The organism is Massilia sp. LMS1-1-1.1, from assembly GCF_040815535.1.
GTDB lineage: Bacteria > Pseudomonadota > Gammaproteobacteria > Burkholderiales > Burkholderiaceae_D > Janthinobacterium > Janthinobacterium aestuarii.
This window is the reverse complement of record NZ_JBFPNG010000023.1, coordinates 518,781-537,935: the sequence shown is the minus strand read 5'-3', so window position 1 is coordinate 537,935 and position 19,155 is coordinate 518,781. Positions and strand designations below refer to the sequence as shown.

Annotated in this window: 16 protein-coding genes; 12 read left to right on the top strand and 4 right to left on the bottom strand. The window is 62.1% G+C overall.

Features of this window, described 5'->3' with window-relative positions; all coding sequences use genetic code 11:
• Window positions 1-2: 2 nt before the first annotated feature.
• The 12 genes from MRBLMS1_RS17420 (at window position 3) to MRBLMS1_RS17365 (ending at window position 14,677) form a co-directional block, all read left to right on the top strand.
• Entirely contained in the window at window positions 3-1,745 is a 1,743-nt protein-coding gene (locus MRBLMS1_RS17420) for an IlvD/Edd family dehydratase (RefSeq protein WP_034752921.1), read from the top strand.
• Window positions 1,746-1,757: 12 nt separating this feature from the next.
• Complete coding sequence (gene araD1 / locus MRBLMS1_RS17415; RefSeq protein WP_485880674.1) at window positions 1,758-2,750, top strand: AraD1 family protein; 993 nt, start codon at window positions 1,758-1,760, stop codon at window positions 2,748-2,750.
• Window positions 2,747-4,324, top strand: coding sequence for an aldehyde dehydrogenase (NADP(+)) (locus MRBLMS1_RS17410; RefSeq protein ID WP_485880672.1), 1,578 nt, complete (start codon window positions 2,747-2,749; stop codon window positions 4,322-4,324). Before araD1 ends, MRBLMS1_RS17410 begins: the two co-directional genes overlap by 4 nt.
• Before the next feature lie 34 nt (window positions 4,325-4,358).
• The gene (locus MRBLMS1_RS17405; RefSeq protein ID WP_139091365.1) at window positions 4,359-5,126 is read left to right on the top strand and encodes an SDR family NAD(P)-dependent oxidoreductase; all 768 of its coding nucleotides are present in this window, start codon (window positions 4,359-4,361) and stop codon (window positions 5,124-5,126) included.
• 158 nt (window positions 5,127-5,284) lie between these two features.
• Entirely contained in the window at window positions 5,285-6,835 is a 1,551-nt protein-coding gene (locus MRBLMS1_RS17400) for an alpha-N-arabinofuranosidase (RefSeq protein ID WP_485880669.1), read from the top strand.
• Between the two features lie 69 nt (window positions 6,836-6,904).
• Window positions 6,905-7,939 carry a family 43 glycosylhydrolase gene (locus MRBLMS1_RS17395; protein ID WP_485880667.1) on the top strand — a complete coding sequence of 345 codons (1,035 nt, stop codon included), beginning with the start codon at window positions 6,905-6,907 and terminating at the stop codon, window positions 7,937-7,939.
• Window positions 7,940-8,099: 160 nt separating this feature from the next.
• Window positions 8,100-9,062 (top strand): ABC transporter substrate-binding protein, encoded by a 963-nt coding sequence (locus tag MRBLMS1_RS17390; protein ID WP_034752929.1) that lies wholly within the window; start codon window positions 8,100-8,102, stop codon window positions 9,060-9,062.
• 9 nt (window positions 9,063-9,071) lie between these two features.
• Window positions 9,072-10,613 (top strand): sugar ABC transporter ATP-binding protein, encoded by a 1,542-nt coding sequence (locus MRBLMS1_RS17385; RefSeq protein ID WP_139091367.1) that lies wholly within the window; start codon window positions 9,072-9,074, stop codon window positions 10,611-10,613.
• Complete coding sequence (locus MRBLMS1_RS17380; protein WP_139091368.1) at window positions 10,610-11,692, top strand: ABC transporter permease; 1,083 nt, start codon at window positions 10,610-10,612, stop codon at window positions 11,690-11,692. The genes MRBLMS1_RS17385 and MRBLMS1_RS17380 overlap by 4 nt, the downstream gene beginning before the upstream one ends.
• Window positions 11,689-12,663 (top strand): galactofuranose ABC transporter, permease protein YjfF, encoded by a 975-nt coding sequence (gene yjfF, locus MRBLMS1_RS17375; protein WP_035823670.1) that lies wholly within the window; start codon window positions 11,689-11,691, stop codon window positions 12,661-12,663. Before MRBLMS1_RS17380 ends, yjfF begins: the two co-directional genes overlap by 4 nt.
• A 4-nt stretch (window positions 12,664-12,667) precedes the next feature.
• Complete coding sequence (locus tag MRBLMS1_RS17370; RefSeq protein ID WP_485880663.1) at window positions 12,668-13,642, top strand: glycoside hydrolase family 43 protein; 975 nt, start codon at window positions 12,668-12,670, stop codon at window positions 13,640-13,642.
• 93 nt (window positions 13,643-13,735) lie between these two features.
• Entirely contained in the window at window positions 13,736-14,677 is a 942-nt protein-coding gene (locus tag MRBLMS1_RS17365; RefSeq protein WP_128140959.1) for a LysR family transcriptional regulator, read from the top strand.
• 90 nt (window positions 14,678-14,767) lie between these two features.
• Here MRBLMS1_RS17365 and MRBLMS1_RS17360 read toward each other — a convergent pair whose 3' ends face one another.
• The 4 genes from MRBLMS1_RS17360 to MRBLMS1_RS17345 form a co-directional block, all read right to left on the bottom strand.
• Window positions 14,768-16,033 carry a DUF6445 family protein gene (locus tag MRBLMS1_RS17360; protein WP_128140960.1) on the bottom strand — a complete coding sequence of 422 codons (1,266 nt, stop codon included), beginning with the start codon at window positions 16,031-16,033 and terminating at the stop codon, window positions 14,768-14,770.
• 54 nt (window positions 16,034-16,087) lie between these two features.
• Window positions 16,088-16,819: a hypothetical protein gene (locus MRBLMS1_RS17355; protein WP_456129534.1), complete on the bottom strand. Its 732-nt coding sequence runs from the start codon at window positions 16,817-16,819 to the stop codon at window positions 16,088-16,090.
• Window positions 16,820-16,852: 33 nt separating this feature from the next.
• Window positions 16,853-17,662 (bottom strand): hypothetical protein, encoded by an 810-nt coding sequence (locus MRBLMS1_RS17350; RefSeq protein WP_331778246.1) that lies wholly within the window; start codon window positions 17,660-17,662, stop codon window positions 16,853-16,855.
• 75 nt (window positions 17,663-17,737) lie between these two features.
• Window positions 17,738-19,132, bottom strand: a complete 1,395-nt coding sequence (locus tag MRBLMS1_RS17345) for a caspase family protein (protein WP_485880660.1) — start codon at window positions 19,130-19,132, stop codon at window positions 17,738-17,740.
• Window positions 19,133-19,155: the final 23 nt, after the last annotated feature.

The window sequence follows — 19,155 nt, the reverse complement described above, 5'->3', positions numbered from 1 at the left end:
GCATGTCTGAGACAAAAAAGAAGGTAGCCCTGCGCTCTGCCGAGTGGTTCGGCTCGCAGGACAAGAACGGCTTCATGTACCGCAGCTGGATGAAAAACCAGGGCATACCTGACCACGAGTTTCACGGCAAGCCCATCATCGGCATCTGCAATACCTGGTCCGAACTGACCCCTTGCAACGCACATTTCCGCCAACTGGCCGAACACGTCAAGCGCGGCATCCTGGAGGCGGGCGGTTTTCCAGTGGAATTCCCTGTTTTCTCGAATGGCGAATCGAATTTGCGCCCGACAGCCATGCTGACGCGCAACCTGGCGTCGATGGACGTGGAAGAATCGATCCGCGGCAACCCGATGGACGCCGTCGTGCTGCTGGTCGGCTGCGACAAGACGACGCCGGCGCTGCTGATGGGCGCTGCCAGCGTCGACATCCCCACCATCGTCGTCAGCGGCGGCCCCATGCTGAACGGCAAACTCAATGGCAAGGACATCGGCTCCGGCACGGCCGTGTGGCAGTTGCACGAGCAGATGAAGGCGGGATCGATCACCTTGCACCAGTTCATGTCGGCCGAATCGGGCATGTCGCGCTCGGCCGGTACCTGCAACACCATGGGCACGGCTTCGACGATGGCCAGCATGGCGGAAGCGCTGGGCACGTCCCTGCCGCACAACGCGGCCATCCCCGCCGTCGATTCGCGCCGCTACGTGCTGGCACATATGTCGGGCATCCGCATCGTCGAAATGGTGCACGAAGATCTGCGCCTGTCGAAAGTGCTGACGCGTGAAGCGTTTGAAAACGCCATCAAGGTCAACGCCGCCATCGGCGGCTCGACCAATGCCGTGATCCACCTGAAGGCGATTGCCGGCCGCATCGGCGTGCCGCTGGAGCTGGAAGACTGGACCAAGGTAGGCCGCGGCACGCCGACCATCGTTGACTTGCTGCCGTCGGGCCGTTTCCTGATGGAAGAGTTTTATTATGCGGGCGGCTTGCCGGCCGTGATACGCCGCCTGGGCGAGGGCGATTTGCTGCCGCACAAGAATGCGCTGACCGTCAACGGCAAGTCGCTGTGGGACAACTGCGTCGAAGCGCCGATCTACAACGATGAAGTGGTGCGCACCTTGGACAACCCATTGCTGGCCGATGGCGGCATTTGCGTGCTGCGCGGCAATCTGGCGCCACGCGGCGCTGTGCTGAAACCGTCGGCCGCCTCGCCACACCTGATGCAGCATCGCGGCAAGGCCGTTGTGTTCGAAGATTTTGAACATTACAAGGCCCGCATCGTTGATCCGGATCTGGATGTCGACGCGAACTCCGTGCTGGTCATGAAGAACTGCGGCCCGAAAGGCTATCCTGGCATGGCGGAAGTAGGCAACATGGGCTTGCCGCCGAAACTGCTGGCGCAAGGCATCACCGACATGGTGCGCATCTCGGATGCGCGCATGAGCGGCACGGCCTACGGCACGGTCGTGCTGCACGTGGCGCCGGAAGCGATGGCCGGCGGCCCGCTGGGCATCGTGAGGGATGGCGACATGATCGCCCTCGACTGCCACAACGGCAGCCTGAACATCGACATCAGCGATGCGGAAATCGCTGAGCGCCTGGCGGCCCGCGAACTGGGCAGCGCGCCCGGACCGAAGAGCGGCTACCAGCAGCTGTACATCGAACACGTGTTGCAGGCCGATGAAGGCTGCGATTTCGACTTCCTGGTCGGCAATCGCGGTTCCGCCGTGCCGCGCCACTCACATTAAGCGGAGAATCCCATGCTGTTGCTGCAATTTACGAATGAACACGGCGGCCGCCTCGTCGGCCTGCTGCAAGACGACGTCATCCGCGTCATCGAAGGCTACAACACGACGTATGCACTGGCGCAAGACGCCATCCGAAAGAAAGTCAGCCTGGCGGACCTGGTCAACGCCACGGTCGGCAATACCACGCATTCCTATACGGACGTGGCCGCTACCGGACGTGTGCTGCCGCCGCTCGACCACGCCGATGAAGCGCACTGCTACGTGACGGGCACGGGCCTGACCCACCTGGGCAGCGCCGGCGCGCGCGACGCCATGCACAAGAAGATCGGCGGCGATGCCGAGTCCCTGAGCGATTCGATGAAAATGTTCCGCCTGGGCGTGGAAGGCGGCAAGCCGGCTGACGGTACGGCCGGCGCCCAGCCCGAATGGTTCTATAAAGGCGACGGCTCCATTGTGCGCGCCGGCGGCCAGCCGCTGCGCATGCCGGATTTTGCCCTCGATGGCGGCGAAGAGCCGGAAATCGCCGGCCTGTACGTGATCGGCGACGATGGCCAGCCCTACCGGGTCGGCTACGCCATCGGCAATGAATTCTCGGACCACATCACGGAGCGCCAGAACTATCTGTACCTGGCCCACTCGAAACTGCGCGCCTGCAGCGTGGGACCGGCCCTGCTGGTGGGCGAATTGCCCGCGCATATCGCCGGCGCCTCGCGCGTGCTCGATGCGGCTGGCAATGTACGCTGGGAAAAGGCGTTCGTCAGCGGCGAAGAGAATATGTCGCACACGATTGCCAATCTGGAACATCATCACTTCAAGTACCCGCTGTTCAAGCGCCCTGGCGACGTGCACGTACACTTCTTTGGCACGGCAACGTTAAGCTTTGCCGATGGCGTGAGCGTGGCGCCGGGTGAAACCTTTGAAATCGAAGCGCCGGCCTTTGGCCCTGCCTTGCGCAACCGCCTCGATGTCTTCCCAACCGAATTTGCGAAAGTGAGCACATTATGAGTTTCAATATCACCGGTGATGCATTGATCGGCGGCGTCGCCGTCAAGGGTAACGGCGGCTCCTTCGAAGCGTGGGACCCGGCCGCGCGCACACACATCGCGCCCGCTTTCCACATGGTCGACGCCGCGCAAATCGACGCGGCGTGCCGTTTGGCCCAAGCCGCGTTCGATCCGTACCGCGCCACCAGCGATGCGGAACGCGCCGATTTTCTCGACACCATCGCCGCGCAAATCCTCGAGCTGGGCGACGATCTGATCGTGCGCGCCATGACGGAAAGCGGCTTGCCGCGCGCGCGCCTGGAAGGCGAACGTGGCCGCACGGTGGGTCAGCTGAAATTGTTCGCCGGCTTGCTGCGCGAGGGTTCATGGACCGATGCACGCATCGACAGCCCGCTGCCTGACCGCGTGCCGCCGCGTCCTGACTTGCGTTTGCGCATGATCGGCCTGGGCCCCGTCGCCGTGTTCGCGGCCAGTAACTTCCCGCTGGCCTTCTCGGTCGCTGGCGGCGATACGGCCTCGGCCCTGGCTGCAGGCTGTCCCGTCGTCCTGAAAGCCCATTCGGCCCATCCGGGCACGTCGGAGCTGGTGGCGCGCGCGATCGTGAAAGCGATTGCCATCTGCAAGCTGCCAGCCGGCGTGTTCGCCTTGCTGACAGGCACGGGCAATGGCATCGGCCAGACCCTGGTGGCGCATCCCGCCATCCAGGCCGTGGGCTTTACGGGTTCGCGTTCGGGCGGCATCGCCTTGATGAAGGTGGCGGCGGAACGTGCGCAACCGATACCCGTATATGCGGAAATGAGCAGCATCAATCCCGTCTTCGTGTTGCCGCAAGCGCTGGCCGCCCGTGGCGCGGCGATTGCCAGCGGCTTTGCCGCCTCGCTGACGATGGGCGTGGGTCAGTTCTGCACCAATCCCGGCCTCGTGCTGGGCCTGGAAGGCCCTGACTTTACGGCGTTTGCCGCCGCTGCCGCCGAAGCGTTGGCGCCGGCGCCTGCCGCCACCATGTTGACGGCTGGCATAGCCAGCAGCTATGCCAAGGGCGTCGCCGCCCTGGCGCAGCATGCCGACGTGACGCCGCTGGTGCAAAACACGGGCGACGAAGGCAAGGGCGCCGCCGCCCTGTTCGTTACTTCGGGTGAAGCGTTTTTGGCCAAGCACGATCTGCGCGACGAAGTCTTCGGCCCGGCCTCGCTGCTGGTCGCCTGCCGCGACATCGAGCAATTGCTGGCGATCACGGAAAGCCTGGAAGGCCAGCTGACGGCCACCTTGCAAATGGATGCCGGCGACGTGGCAGATGCGCGCCGTTTGCTGCCCGTGCTGGAACGCCGCGTGGGCCGCATCCTGGCCAACGGTTTCCCGACGGGCGTGGAAGTGTCGACAGCCATGGTGCACGGCGGCCCGTTCCCGGCCACATCGGACGGCCGCAGCACCTCGGTCGGCACGGCAGCCATCAACCGCTTCCTGCGTCCCGTGTCCTACCAGAACCTGCCGCAGGACTTGCTGCCGGAGTCGCTGCGCGACGATAATCCGCTGGGCATCTGGCGCCGTCACGATGGCGTGCTGGGCAAACTTTAATCACAAAAAATAAAAATACACAGGCGGAGACAAGATGAAGCAATTGGCGAAATATGGCAGCTTGCAGGGCAAGCGCGTGTTCATCACGGGTGGCGGCAGCGGCATCGGCGAATCTTTGGTGGCGGAATTTGCCGCTCAGGGCGCACTGGTGGCGTTTGTCGATATCGCCGTGGAAGCGAGCGAGGCCCTGTGCCGCCGCCTGGCCGAAGCGGGCCTGACGGCACCGTTGTTCCGCCATTGCGACATCACGGATATTCCATCGTTGCAAGCCGTCATGGCCGAACTGGCCGACAAGCTGGGCGACTTCGATATCCTCGTCAACAATGCCGCCAACGACCAGCGCCACCAGGCGCAGGACGTCACCCTGGAATACTGGAACGAGCGCATTGCGATCAATCAACGTCCCATGTTCTTCACGTGCCAGGCCGTCTTCGAGGGCATGAAACGCAAGGGCGGCGGTTCCATCATCAACGTCAGCTCGATTTCCTGGCACATGAAGTCGGGCGGCTACCCTGTGTATGCCACCACCAAGGCGGCCGTCGTGGGCCTCACGCGGGGCCTGGCGCGCGACTTTGGCGCCCACAATATCCGCGTCAACACCGTCACACCGGGCTGGGTCATGACGCAGCGCCAGATCGACCTGTGGGTCGACGACGCGGCGGAAGTGGAAATCAAGAAAAGCCAATGCTTGCCAAGCAAGCTGATGCCACAGGACATCGCCGCCATGGTGCTGTTCCTCGCTTCCGATGACGGAGCGATGTGTTCCTCCCAGGAATTCATCGTCGACGCCGGCTGGGTCTAAGCCTTAGGGCATCGTTTAATCCGCGCCGGTACTGACCGGCCCTCCAATCTTGAAACACCGCTCTTGCCGCCGCAACCCCGCGGCAGGAGAGGCATCGCCATATCCATATTGCCGGGTTGATCCCGGCCCTTGCTTTTCACTAAAAAACAGGAGACAGCATGAAACTCATCCATACCAGCATCGTGGCCCTCAGCCTGGCCATGGCCGCCGGCAGCACCTTTGCCGCGCCCGTCAAGGTCACCATCGACGTGGCCAAGCCCGGTGCCGTGATCAACAAGAACGTGTACGGCCAGTTCGCCGAGCACCTGGGCACGGGCATCTACGAAGGCATGTGGGTGGGACCGGAATCTTCCATTCCGAATACCAAGGGCTGGCGCAACGACGTGCTGGGCGCGCTGAAACAGTTGCACGTGCCCCTGGTCCGCTGGCCGGGCGGTTGTTTTGCCGATGAATACCACTGGAAGGACGGCATCGGCGCGCGCGACAAGCGCCCGACCAAGGTCAACACCAACTGGGGCGGCGTGGAAGAATCGAACGCCGTCGGCACGCACGAATTCTTCGATCTGGCCGAGCTCCTGGGTGCGCAGACCTATATCAACGGCAACCTCGGTTCCGGCACGCCGCAGGAAATGTCCGAATGGCTCGAATACATGACCTCGGACAGCAAGTCGACCCTGGCCGAGCTGCGCCGCAAGAATGGCCGTGCCCAGCCGTATAAAGTCGATTACTTTGGCATCGGCAATGAAGCCTGGGGTTGCGGCGGCAATATGCGCCCGCAGTACTATGCCGACCTGTACAAGCACTATCACACCTTCATGAAGACGCCGGAAAGCGCGCGCCCGAAATTTATCGCCAGCGGCGGCAATGACGACGACATCAGCTGGTCCAGCACCCTGAGCCGCGAAATCAAGCCGAACATGATGGACGCCATCAGTTTCCACTACTACACGGTACCGACGGGCGTCTGGGAAAAGAAGGGCGCCGCCACGGGCTTTGGCGAAGATCAATGGATCTCGACCCTGAGCCGTACCCTGTGCATCGATAGCTTGATCAAGAACAATATCGCCGCCATCGACAAGAACGATCCCTCGAAAAAGACGGGCTTGTACGTCGATGAATGGGGCACCTGGTACGACGTGGAGCCGGGCACCAACACCGGTTTCCTGTTCCAGCAAAACAGCTTGCGCGACGCCTTGGTCGCCGCCCTGAACTTCAATATCTTCCACGCCCACGCGGACCGCGTGCGCATGACGAATATCGCGCAAATGGTCAACGTGCTGCAGGCGATGATCATTACCGACAAGGACAAATATTTCCTCACGCCTACATATCACGCGTTTGAAATGTACGTGCCGTTCCAGGATGCCACGTCCCTGCCGGTCGCCATCCAGGGCAATGGCAAGTACAGCCTGGGCAAGGTCAGCATTCCGGAAGTGAGCGCCTCGGCCGCGCGCGGCAAGGATGGCAAGGTGTATCTGTCGCTGGTCAACACGAACCCGCACAAGGCTGTCGACGTGAGCGTGGCATTGGCCGGCAAGCAAGTGGCCAGCGTGACGGGCCGCGTGCTGACCGCAGGCAAGATGGATGCCGTCAACAGCTTTGCGCAACCGCAAGCCGTGCAGCCGGTGGCGTTCAATGCCCAGGCGCAAGGCGGCAAGCTGACCGTGTCGGTACCGGCCAAGGCCGTCGTGGTGGTGGCCGTCGACTAAGCTGTCGCTCACCTGTCACTCATCAGGCCGGCCCGCATGACGGGCCGGCTGACCATTTTGGAGAAGACGATGCACACATTGACACGCGGCATGGCCGCCATCCTGAGCACCCTGGCGATCATGGCTGCCGCGCACGCGGCCCAAGTCAGCGTGCACGACCCCGTGATGGCCAAGGAAGGCGACACGTATTATTTGTACAGCACCGGTCCCGGCATCACCTTCTACAGTTCGAAAAACATGGTTGACTGGCAACCGGAAGGGCGCGTCTTCGCGGGCCAGCCTACGTGGGCAAAAACAGCTGCTCCCAGCTTTGACGACCATATCTGGGCGCCCGACGTGCAATTTCACGACGGAAAATATTACCTGTACTACTCGGTATCCGGCTTCGGCAAGAACACGTCCGGCATCGGCGTGACCGTCAACACCACCTTGAATCCCCGCTCGCCCGACTACCGCTGGGTCGACCAGGGCATGCTGCTGCAATCGGTGCCCGAACGCGACGAGTGGAACGCCATCGATTCGAACATCATCACCGATGCCAAGGGCACGCCGTGGATGTCGTTTGGCTCATTCTGGAATGGCATCAAGCTGGTGAAACTGACGCCGGACTGGACCCATATTGCGGAACCGCAAGAGTGGCACTCGCTGGCCCGACGCGTACCCCTGCCGCCACGCGCAGGCGAATTCAAGCCGGCGCCCGAGGAAATCGAGGCACCGTTCATCTTCCAGCGCGGCAACGATTACTTCCTCTTCGTTTCCTGGGGCTTGTGCTGTCAGAAAGAAAAAAGCACCTATCACCTGGCCGTGGGACGCTCAAAAAGCGTGACGGGCCCCTACCTGGACAAGGATGGCCGCGACATGGCACAGGGCGGCGGCACGGTGCTGCTGAAAGGCGACAAGGACTGGCAAGGCCTCGGCCACAACAGCGCCTATAAGTTTGACGGCAAGGATTACCTGGTGCTGCACGCCTATGAAACGACGGACAATTATTTGCAGAAGCTCAAGATCTTGCCCATGACGTGGGACAAGGACGGCTGGCCGCAAGTCGATGCGCGCGACTTGAACCGCTATCAAAGCCGCGAATTGCCGGCAGCCAAACGGTAAGCAGGCTAGGGGATGGGCGGTAGGTGATACGCAAATCGATATCACAAGCGAAAAAGAATTGATTGGATGGCTATGTTGCTTTCTCCTACCATGGGTTCATAAAAAACCGCCCATCCGGCATCCGGCTGTGATGGTATTCCAAAAAAAACTGGAGACAAGAATGAAATTGACACGCCGCACACTCCTCGCCAGCGCCATGTTGTTGGCACTGTCCGCTACTTCTTCCGCTTTTGCCGCCAAGCCCCTCGTCATGGGCTTTTCGCAGGTGGGCGCCGAAAGCGAATGGCGCACCGCCAATACCGTCTCCATCAAGGATGCGGCCAAGAAAGATGGCGTCACCCTGAAATTTGCCGATGCGCAGCAAAAACAGGAAAACCAGGTCAAGGCCCTGCGCTCGTTCATTGCGCAAAAAGTCGACGTGATCGCCTTCTCGCCGGTCGTTGAGTCCGGCTGGGATACGGTTCTGCGCGAAGCCAAGGCCGCCAAGATTCCCGTCATCCTGACGGATCGTGCCGTCAATGTCACCGACAAATCGCTGTACGTGACCTTCATCGGTTCCGATTTCGTGGAAGAGGGCCGCCGCGCCGGCCAATGGCTGCTCGAGCACGCCAAGAAAACCCCGGACGCGCAACTGAACATCGTCGAGCTGCAAGGCACGGTCGGTTCCGCGCCGGCCATCGACCGCAAGGAAGGCTTCCAGGAAGTCATCGGCAAGAATCCGAAATTGAAGATCATCCGTTCGCAAACGGGCGACTTTACGCGCGCCAAGGGCAAGGAAGTGATGGAAGCGTTCCTGAAGGCCGAAGGCAAGAAGATCAACGTGCTGTACGCGCACAATGACGACATGGCCATCGGCGCCATCCAGGCCATCGAAGAAGCGGGCATGAAACCGGGCAAGGACATCATCATCATCTCGATCGATGGCGTCAAAGGCGCGTTCGAAGCCATGATCGCCGGCAAACTGAACGTCACCGTCGAATGCAGCCCGCTGCTGGGCCCGCAATTGATGTCGATCGCCCGCGACGTGGTGGCCGGTAAACCCGTGCCAGCGCGCATCACGACGGTGGAAGGCGTGTTCCCTGCCGAGGTGGCCGCCAAGGAATTCCCGAACCGTAAGTACTAAGCTTGCCGCATGATGAATACGCAAGCGCAACACAACGCCGCGCCAGCTCCCTTGCTGGAGTTGCGCGGCATCAGCAAGTCCTTTCCTGGCGTCAAAGCCCTCAGCGACGTTGCCCTGCGCCTGTATCCGGGCGAAGTGCATACCTTGATGGGGCAGAACGGCGCCGGGAAATCGACCCTGATCAAGGTGCTGACGGGCGTCTACACGCCCGACAGCGGCCAGATTCTGTTTGAAGGCAAGCCCATCGCCCCCGCATCCACGTCGGACGCGCAGTTGCTCGGCATCAGCACCGTGTACCAGGAAGTCAATCTGTGCCCGAACCTGTCGGTGGCGGAAAACATCTTTATTGGCCGCTACCCGCGCCGCTTCGGGGCCATCGACTGGCGTTCCATGCAGCAGCAGGCGCGTGCCTTGCTGCAGCAATTGCAGATCGATATCGATGTCACGGCGCAATTGTCCAGTTTTCCGCTGGCCATCCAGCAAATGGTCGCCATTTCGCGCGCGCTGAACATTTCGGCCCGCGTGCTGATCCTCGACGAACCCACGTCTAGCCTGGACGAGGCGGAAGTCAATCTGCTGTTTTCCGTGCTGCGCCGCCTGCGCGAGCAGGGCATGGCGATTCTGTTTGTGACCCACTTCCTCGACCAGACCTACGCCATTTCCGACCGCATCACCGTCATGCGCAATGGCGAGCGCGAGGGCGAATACGCGTGCAGCGAACTGTCGCGCCTGGCGCTGGTGAATAAAATGATCGGCGTGGCGGCCGACACGCAGGAGCAAACGCTGGACCTGGCGCAAGAAGCGGGCGCCGCCAGCTTCGGTCCGACTGTGCTCGAAGCGCAGGGACTGGGCCGCAAGGGCGCCCTGCTGCCCATGGATTTCCACATCCGCCAGGGTGAATTGCTGGGTCTGGCCGGCTTGCTCGGTTCGGGCCGCACGGAACTGGCGCGTTTGCTGTTCGGCGCCGACAAGGCCGATTCCGGCAGCATCGTTATGCAGGGCAAGATACGCCAGTTCAACGTGCCGCGCGACGCGATCGCCCAGGACATCGGTTTCTGCTCGGAAGACCGCAAGCACGAGGGCGCGATTTTGTCGCTGTCCGTGCGCGAAAACATCATCCTGGCCTTGCAGGCCCGCACGGGCTTGCTGCGCGCCATTCCATTCAAACGCCAGCAGGCGCTGGCCGACGAGTATGTGAAGGCGCTCGGCATCAAGACGGCCAGCATTGAAACGCCGATTGGCAGCCTGTCGGGCGGCAATCAGCAGAAAGCTTTGCTGGCGCGCTGGCTGGTGACGTCGCCGGCCATGCTGATTCTCGATGAACCGACGCGCGGCATCGACGTGCGCGCCAAGCAGGAAATCATGAGTTATGTGAGCAAGCTGTGCCGCAAAGGCATGGCCATCCTGTTCATCTCGTCGGAGTTGCCGGAAGTGCTGCGCTGCAGCGACCGTATTCTCGTCATGCGCGACCGCAAGGCCTGCGGCGACTATGCGCGCGGCGAGCTCGATGACAGTTCCGTGCTGCAAGTGATCGCCGGAGACGCCACATGAGTTTATCCACGCCATCGAACGCGCCCCTGGCGCGTCCGGCTTCCACTACGGGTACGTCCGCCTTGCATACCGTTCTGCATCACCCCTTGAGCCGGCCCCTGGCCGCGCTGTTGCTGCTGTTGCTGGTGGCCTTCTTCGCCATCCCCGGCTTTTTTCATCTGGAGATCCGCGACGGCCACCTCTACGGCAGCGTGATCGACATCGTCAACCGTGCCGCCCCGCTGATGCTGGCGGCCCTGGGCATGACCCTGGTGATCGCCACGCGCGGCATCGATATTTCCGTGGGCGCCGTCGTAGCCCTGTCCGGCACGGTGGCCGCCATGCTGATCGGCGGCACCATGGTGATGGACAACGGCGTGCCGACCTACGTGAGCAACATCCCCATGGGCTGGGCCCTGGCGGCCGCCCTGGGCGCTGCCCTGTTGTGCGGCGCCTGGAATGGCGTGCTGGTGGCGGGACTCGGCTTGCAACCCATCGTCGCGACATTGATACTGATGGTGGCTGGGCGTGGCCTGGCGCAATTGCTGACGGATGGGCAGATCGTCACCGTCTATTATCAACCGTTTTTTTTCATCGGCAGCGGCTACCTGTTTGGCTTGCCGTTCTCGCTGTTCCTCGTCGCTGCCGTGTTCATCATCACGGCCGTGCTGATGCGCAAGACGGCCCTGGGCCTGTTCATCCAGGCCGTCGGCATCAACCCCGTCGCCGCGCGCCTGGCCGGCATCAAGACGGCGACGCTGATCTTCTTCGTCTACGTGTTTTGCGCGGCCTGCGCGGGTCTGTCGGGCCTGATGATCAGCTCGAACATCAAGAGCGCCGACGCCAATAACGCGGGCCTGATGCTGGAACTCGACGCCATCCTGGCCGTCACTTTGGGCGGCACCTCGCTGGCTGGCGGCAAGTTCAGCCTCGTGGGCAGCATGATAGGCGCGCTCATCATCCAGACCCTGACCTACACGATTTATTCGCTGGGCGTGCCGCCGGAAGTGAACATGGTCGTCAAGTCGGTCGTCGTCTTCCTCGTCTGCCTGTCGCAATCGTCGGAATTCAAGCAATTGCTGCATCGGAGAAAAGCATGAAGGGCTTGCTGCACACCCCGTATTTCACCTCGCTCGTCACGGTCCTGCTGCTGGTGGTGATGCTGGGCCTGGGCGGTGCCGCCTATCCGGGCCTGCTGTCGACGCAAGTGATCTTTAACCTGTTGATCGATAACGCCTTTTTACTGGTCATCGCCGTCGGCATGACTTTCGTCATCGTCTCCGGCGGCATCGATTTATCGGTCGGTTCCGTGCTGGCCCTGTCGACCATGATCGCCGCCTGGCTGCTCAACGTGGCGCACTGGCCGCCGCTCCTGGTGATCGTCACCGTGCTGGCGCTGGGCACGGTCTTTGGCGCCAGCATGGGCGCGCTGATCCATTACTTCAAATTGCAGCCGTTCATCGTCACCCTGGCCGGCATGTTTTTGGCGCGCGGCCTGTGCTACTTGATCAGCATCAATTCCATCACCATCGATGACCCGTTGTTCGTGGCCATGTCGCAGACGCAATTGCAATTTCTCGGCGGTTTTGTCTCACCCGGCGTCGTGATCGCCGTGATCACGTTGCTCTTGGCCATCTGGCTGGCGCACGCCACGCCGTTCGGCCGCGCCGTGTATGCGATCGGCGGCAATGAACAGTCGGCCCTGATGATGGGGCTGCCCGTGGGCCGCACCAAGGTGTTCATTTACGCCTTCAGCGGCTTTTGCGCCGCGCTGGGCGGCGTGCTGTTTTCGTTCTACATGCTGTCCGGCTATGGCTTGCATGCGCAAGGCACGGAACTGGACGCGATTGCCGCTGTCGTCATCGGCGGCACCCTGCTCAGCGGTGGCTATGGCTACGTGGCGGGTGCGCTGTCCGGCGTGCTCGTGCTCGGCACCATCCAGACCCTGATCGCCTTCGACGGCACGCTCAGCTCGTGGTGGACCAAGATCGTCATCGGCGGCTTGCTGTTCGTCTTTTGCGTCGTGCAAAGACTGATGGCCATGGGTCAGAAAAATACCAATCGGAGTTAATACCATGTTTCACAAGAATAAACTTGCCGCAACCATCGGCATGGCGGCGGCGCTCGCCTGCGCCCCATTCGGCGCGCAGGCGGCCAACCCCATCGTCAAGGACATCTACACGGGCGACCCGGCCGCGCTGGTGGACAATGGCAGGGTCTACCTGTACGTGGGCCACGATGAAGCGAGCGCCACGGATACGGATTACCGCATGCACGAGTGGCGCGTGTATTCCTCGTGCGACATGGCGAACTGGACGGATCACGGCTCGCCCGTGCGCTTTTCCACCTTCGCGTGGGCCGGCAAGGATGCGTGGGCCGGTGACATCGTCAAGCGCGATAATAAATATTATTTCTATTCGACCGTCGACCATAAAAGCATCCCGGGAAAAGCCATCGGCGTGGCCGTCTCCGACAGCCCGACAGGCCCCTTCGTCGACGCGCGCGGCAGCGCTCTGGTCACGAATGACATGACGAAGCAGACGGCCATTCCCTGGGACGATATCGACCCGGCCGTCTTCATTGACACGGATGGCCAGGCCTACATTTACTGGGGCAACACGGTCTTGAAATACGCCAAGCTCAAGCCCAATATGACGGAGCTGGACGGCCCGATTCTGACCTTCGGCATGGATGCGTTCACGGAAGCGGCCTACATGCATAAGCATGCGGGCACGTATTACTTGTCGTACTCGCGTAACTTCCCGGAAGAAACGGCGTATTCGACGGGTCCGACGCCGACGGGTCCGTGGCATTTCCGCGGCACCATCATGGACAAGAACGCCGTCGTGAAAACCATTCACCAGGCCATCATCGAGTTCAACGGCAAGTCCTACATCTTCTATCACAACGACAAGTTGCCCGGCGGCGGAGAATACCGGCGTTCCGTGGCCGTGGAAGAGCTGAAATACAAGCCGGACGGCACCATCGAATTCATCCAGCAAACGGCTGGCCCGGCCGCTAACCCGAGCGCCGCCTGCAAGGCATTGTGAACGCTTGTTGACCAAGTATAAAAAGGAGACATACCGATATCTATAACATCGATATTGAATTAAAACTGATATCGATCATGATATGATTTATTCATGGATACCCTCAACCCCAACTGGTTCTTGCGAGCCCGCCTGAAGACGCGGCAATTGCTGCTGTTGATCGCCCTTGACGAGCAGCGCAACATCCACCGCGCGGCGGAAGAGTTGCACATGACGCAGCCGGCCGCGTCCAAGCAAATCAAGGACTTGGAAGAGATGCTGGACGTGCGCCTGTTCGACAGGTTGCCACGCGGCATGGAGCCGACCATCTACGGCGAGACAATGATACGCCACGCGCGCATGGCCCTGACGAGCCTGTCCTTGGCGCATGACGATATCGTTGCCCTGAAGTCGGGCCTCACGGGCCAGGTGGAAGTGGGCGTCATCATGACGCCGGCCATGGCCTTGCTGCCGCGCGCGATTGCCCGCATCAAGCAGCAGGCACCGTTGATGCGCATCGGCGTGCATCTGGAACACAGCAATACCCTGATGGACATGCTGCAGCACGGCACCCTCGATTTCATGATCGGGCGCATCCTGGAAAAGGAAAGCAGCGCGGGACTCATCTACGAGGAATTGACGGAGGAGCCTGCCAGCGCCGTGGCGCGCAATGGCCATCCGCTGCTGTCGCGCAAGAATCTGCAATTGAAGGATTTGGCGGCCCAGCCGTGGATCTTGCCGCCGCAAGGCAGCATCCTGCGCCACCGCTTCGACATGATGTTCCGCCGCGCGGGCCAGGAACCGCCCGTCGATGTGGTCGACACGACCGCCTTGCTCCTGATCACGTCGCTACTACAGCAGACGGACTCGCTGCACGTGATGCCGACGGAAGTGGCGCATTACTATGAATCGTTGAACGTGCTGAGCATCTTGCCCATCGAACTGCCGTGCAAGATGGATGCGTTCGGCATTATTCGCCAGCAGGATCATTTGCTGTCGCCGGGGGCGGATATGCTGTTGAAAGCTGTGCGGGCGACGGCGGCGGATATGTATTGACTGACCCGACGGCTGAAGAGCTGGGGTCAGACCCGTCGGGTCTGACCCCGGATTTACGCTGCGTAATCCGACAATATCCGCGCAGCATGCTCAATCCGGTACTTCAAAGAAAAACAGCTGCACCAATCGCCCATTCTCCGGCGTGTCGCCAAACACATTGCTGATCGAGTGAAAGTAGTGTCCCTTGTAGACGATCAGGCGGTTGTGGCGCATCGGCACTTCCAGCAGGGCTTGCCAACTGTCGCGCTGTTCCTGCAAGTCGTTGAATTTCTGCACTTTGCTGTTCGGCAGCCAGCGTTTCTGGAAATCCTTGAAGCTGGCGTAGCCGCCCGCTTTCACGTCCGCCTCGGGTAATCGCCGGTACCAGCCGCTGGGCTGGTGGCGCCAGAAGGTGGTGCCGCCCTGGCATTGCTCGGGCGGGTTCAGATACAGCACGCCCGCATAGAAATTGAAATTGTTGCCCGTCTCGTTATCCACGTGGATATCGGTGCGCGCCATGGCGTCCGCATAGCTGAGGCGGTAGGAACCGTTGTCGGGCGAAATGAAACGAATGGGCCGGCCCAGCGCCGTGGCGATGCGTTCCATGATGGCCTGGCTGGGCTGGCCTGCCGTCTGGCTGCCTGGATAGTTTTGTCCCGCATAGCGCTGCTGCTCGAACGGCAACGCCAGCGCTTGCGCGCGCCAGGCGGCGGGATCGGGCAGGAAATCGTCGAGGATGTGCAAATCCGTTTCGCGCAGGAAATCGTGCAAGCTTGCCGGTACGTCGGGCGCCGTCAGCCGCTCCGTGTTTTCCGTGCCGGGGCTGGCAAAGCCGATGCGGCACGTTTGCGCCAGCGCAGGATGCAGCGCCAGGGCTTGCGCGTAGCGTTGCAACGCCAGTTCCTGCTGTCCCGTGCGGTAGTACAGCTCGGCCAGTCCCTGCAGGGTTTGCCAGCGCTGCGGACGCAGGGCGTGGGCCCGTTCCAGTTCGGCGATGGTATCCATCAGCCGCTGTTTTCCCATCAGCAATTCCGCATGGCTGATGGCGAAATCATGTTCGTGCGGCGCCAGCCGCGCCGCCGTGGCGTAGCTGGCCAGCGCCGCGTCGCTGTCCGTGCCGCGCAGCACGTTACCGAGGTTGTAGTGGAACAGGGCGTTGTCCGGCTGCTGCTTGAGCGACAGTTTCAGCAAGCCCAGGCCGATGGCGCCCTGGCCCAGCTCCAGCATCGCCAGGCCCTGGAAATGCTGCGCTTCGGCCAGGGCCGGATTCAGCTTATACGCGGCCTGGTAGGCGTTGATCGCCTCGATCAGCTTGCCTTGCTGCTGCAGCCGTTGCCCGTTTGCCAGATGTTGTTCCGCCAGTGTCTGTTCGCCCATATGTCCCGATCCCGATCCCGATGCAATGTGGCGAACAGTGTAACCGAGCCCGTTCTACCGCGCCTGGCTGACGGGAATTTCTTCTCCGTTCAGCTTGATCGCCACCTTGACGATCTGCGCCTTGACCTGGTTGCTGGCCATGTCCGCTTCCTGGGCGTAGGCGTACACGACGATGGCGAAATCCTTGTAGCCGCTGCGCGCCGCTTCGATCTTGCGCGCCGCATCCTGGTCCACTTTCAGCAGCGAATAACCGTCGCCATTCGTGAACGCCAGCTTGTAGTCGCCGTTGTCGTACATGTAGTAATAGGTGCCCGCGTCGGCGAACTTGGCGGGGAAGGCGGCCTTGTCCATCGCGTACGGCGACAGTGCGCCCTGGCCATTGATCTGGTAGCGCAGGTAGCGCTTGGTTTTCGCTTCATTGACCTTGGCGTCGATCTGCGGTTTCAGGGCGTCGAGCACTTCCTGCTTGCGGAAGGCGTCGTTGCTGCCCGCATATTCGCGCGAGATGCGCTGGGCCACGGCCGCGTAGTCGGGCGGCACGCCGGACAAGGCGAGGTAGCTGTACATCAGCTGGTGGCCGCTCGTGATGTCGACATAGCTGGACGTTGGCGTGGCAGCGTCCGCTTGCGGCAGGCTGGCTGCTGCTGCCTTCACTTGCGCCTTGGCGGCCATGTCGGCGACATTCGCTGCGACGGGAGCGGAGGCGGCCGGTGTGGCGGTCTCTGTTTTACCGCAGGCGGACAGCAGGACGGCGATGGCGAGCAGGGCTGGGAGGGTACGTTGCATGATATTTCCTTCAATGAATGTGTAAGAGGTGGCTTAGCCGATGGTTTTACGTTTGTATTCGCCGACGCCGTAAGCGGCCAGGACGATGGAAGACGCCAGCACCAGGTAAAAGCCGATGCCGAACGAGAGGCCTTGCCACACTTGCCCCAGCATTTCGCTGGCCATCTGCTCGGCCATGCGGGCCGCGCGGGTGCCCATGATGCCGCCCATGGCGCTGCCCGCGTCGCTGACGGCGCCCTTGATCTTGATGAACAGCAAGCTGCTGTGGATGACGATGAACAGCAGCGGGGCGCACTTGCCCAGCGCCGCTTTCGGGTGGCGGCTAACCATGGTGGCGCAGCATCCGGCAATGGCCAGCAGGAAGAAAAATTGTGCCGACGTAAAACCGCCGCCGCCATCGCGGGCAAAGCTTTCCAGGCTGTCGGCGGACAGGCCCAGCAGCTGCCAGTAGGTGCGCGAGACGGAGGCGAACAAACGGATGCCGATGGTGTTGAAGATAAAGGCGCCGGCGATCAGAACGCCCAGGCTGGCCAGCACCTTGATGCCCAGGGCGGACACGGCCTGGCCCCACAGCTGCTGGCCCTTGTCGCGTGCCAGTTTCGCCGCGCCGGCCATCTCTTCCTGCGCCAGTTGCTGTGTCGCCACGGCGCTGACGGTGGCGAGGCTGCCGGCCTCATCGAAGCGCACGTCGACGACGGCGTTGATGGCGGGTGCCACGTCCGAGCGCCAGTGTGTTGCCACGTCGAACGCATGTTGAATGCCGGCCACGCTGACGGAACCTTGTCCGCTCGGTTGGTAGGCGAGGATGCGGCCACGCTGGCCGGTGGTGGTGAATGGTTGCATGAGATTTCCCTGGTCACTGTCATGCTCTATTGCATGTACCCACGGATAACGGGGGCAGTTCAGGGAAATCTAAAATTATTTTGAATTATTTTTTGGCGGCTGCATCATGTCCTTGGCGGCGCCCTGGTAATCCTTCATCAAGCCCATGAAAGCATCCTGCAAATGCCGGGCCGCATCCTGCGGCGGCGCGCCCGTGCGCCGCGCCAGATCGAATTTATACGCATGGGCGGGGCTGTAGCCCGCCTGCGATGCGGCGTCCAGCAGCACGCCCGCCCGCTTCAGCGAAGCGGGGTCGCCCTTGACCATCAGCAATTCCGCCAGATAGGTCTGGGCAATCGGAAAATCTTTCGCGGCCGCCTTTTCCAGCCACTGCATGCCCGCCTTCGGCTGCTTGATGCCAGCATCGCCGCCGCCGATGCCATAGCCGAGGGCCGTCAGCGCCACCAGATCTCCGCCCCGTGCGCGTTTTTCCAGTTGCTGGCGGGGAAATGGACGGGCCGCGATCTGCATGCGGATTTCATAGTTAATGTCTTGCAGTACATTGCCTGGCCACACTTTGACGCCCGGTGCGGCCGGCTTTTCCACCGCTGGCGCAGGCGCGCGCACGCCGCCCTGGCCTTGCGCGCCGGCCAGCACGCCTGGCGTTGCCTGGCTGACGCCCTTGCCGCTGCCCATGTTCAGCACCAGGCGCGCCGACGTCTCGCCAAACGACACGCGGGGTTTTTGCACGTCGTGCGTCATGGCGGCAACCCTGGCCGCCACTTGCGAAAACACATCGCTCATCGGCAAACCGGGCGCATCGAGCGCGTCGAGCAGGGCGCTCGTGTAGGGGCTGTTGCGCGAATCGGGCGACCAGAAGTCGCGCGCCAGGGCGCCCGGGCCCGCCGAATAGGCGATCACCACGCCGCGTGGCGCGGCCGTATCGGCAAAGCCGTGGCTGGCCGCATTGCCGCCGCCGGGAATCGCCACGGCGCCGCCGCGCGTATATTCCTGGCGGCAAGCGTCGAGGATCAGTACGGCGCCGCGCGCGCCCGTGCGCTGCAAGTCGCCCGCCAGGCTGGAAACGGACACGCCCTGCGCGGCGATGGCGGCCGCGCTCAATGCATTCATGTTGGCGCCCAGCGGCAATACATAGTTCGCTTCGCCCGCCTGCGCGCCGTGGCCCGCGTAAAACACGAGGGCGATATCGGCGCCGCGCGCCTGCGTGGAAAACTCGGCCGACGCCTTTTGCAGCTGTTGCGCATTGATGTCCGTGCGCAACAGCACTTCAAAGCCCAGGCGGCGCAGGCGCTCGGCCATGGCACGCGCATCGTTCACGGGATTCAATAGAGGCTGCGGATAGGCCGCATTGCCGATCACGAGGGCGATGCGCTTGCCGGGACCGCTGGCGGCGTTGCCCACGGCCGCCTGCGCGACGTTAACGCAGAGTAAAAAGAGGAGGCTGAAAGACAGGGGAATCAGGCGATGCATCGGCGTCTCGAGAATTGTCGTGA

Coding starts and splice junctions, on each gene's coding strand:
- araD1 (WP_485880674.1), top strand. CDS start 1,758: ATGCTGTTGCTGCAATTTACGAATGAACACGGCGGCCGCCTCGTCGGC.
- MRBLMS1_RS17350 (WP_331778246.1), bottom strand. CDS start 17,662: ATGCAACCATTCACCACCACCGGCCAGCGTGGCCGCATCCTCGCCTAC.
- MRBLMS1_RS17420 (WP_034752921.1), top strand. CDS start 3: ATGTCTGAGACAAAAAAGAAGGTAGCCCTGCGCTCTGCCGAGTGGTTC.
- MRBLMS1_RS17390 (WP_034752929.1), top strand. CDS start 8,100: ATGAAATTGACACGCCGCACACTCCTCGCCAGCGCCATGTTGTTGGCA.
- MRBLMS1_RS17385 (WP_139091367.1), top strand. CDS start 9,072: ATGATGAATACGCAAGCGCAACACAACGCCGCGCCAGCTCCCTTGCTG.
- MRBLMS1_RS17345 (WP_485880660.1), bottom strand. CDS start 19,132: ATGCATCGCCTGATTCCCCTGTCTTTCAGCCTCCTCTTTTTACTCTGC.
- MRBLMS1_RS17380 (WP_139091368.1), top strand. CDS start 10,610: ATGAGTTTATCCACGCCATCGAACGCGCCCCTGGCGCGTCCGGCTTCC.
- MRBLMS1_RS17410 (WP_485880672.1), top strand. CDS start 2,747: ATGAGTTTCAATATCACCGGTGATGCATTGATCGGCGGCGTCGCCGTC.
- MRBLMS1_RS17395 (WP_485880667.1), top strand. CDS start 6,905: ATGCACACATTGACACGCGGCATGGCCGCCATCCTGAGCACCCTGGCG.
- MRBLMS1_RS17365 (WP_128140959.1), top strand. CDS start 13,736: ATGGATACCCTCAACCCCAACTGGTTCTTGCGAGCCCGCCTGAAGACG.
- MRBLMS1_RS17405 (WP_139091365.1), top strand. CDS start 4,359: ATGAAGCAATTGGCGAAATATGGCAGCTTGCAGGGCAAGCGCGTGTTC.
- yjfF (WP_035823670.1), top strand. CDS start 11,689: ATGAAGGGCTTGCTGCACACCCCGTATTTCACCTCGCTCGTCACGGTC.
- MRBLMS1_RS17400 (WP_485880669.1), top strand. CDS start 5,285: ATGAAACTCATCCATACCAGCATCGTGGCCCTCAGCCTGGCCATGGCC.
- MRBLMS1_RS17355 (WP_456129534.1), bottom strand. CDS start 16,819: ATGCAACGTACCCTCCCAGCCCTGCTCGCCATCGCCGTCCTGCTGTCC.
- MRBLMS1_RS17360 (WP_128140960.1), bottom strand. CDS start 16,033: ATGGGCGAACAGACACTGGCGGAACAACATCTGGCAAACGGGCAACGG.
- MRBLMS1_RS17370 (WP_485880663.1), top strand. CDS start 12,668: ATGTTTCACAAGAATAAACTTGCCGCAACCATCGGCATGGCGGCGGCG.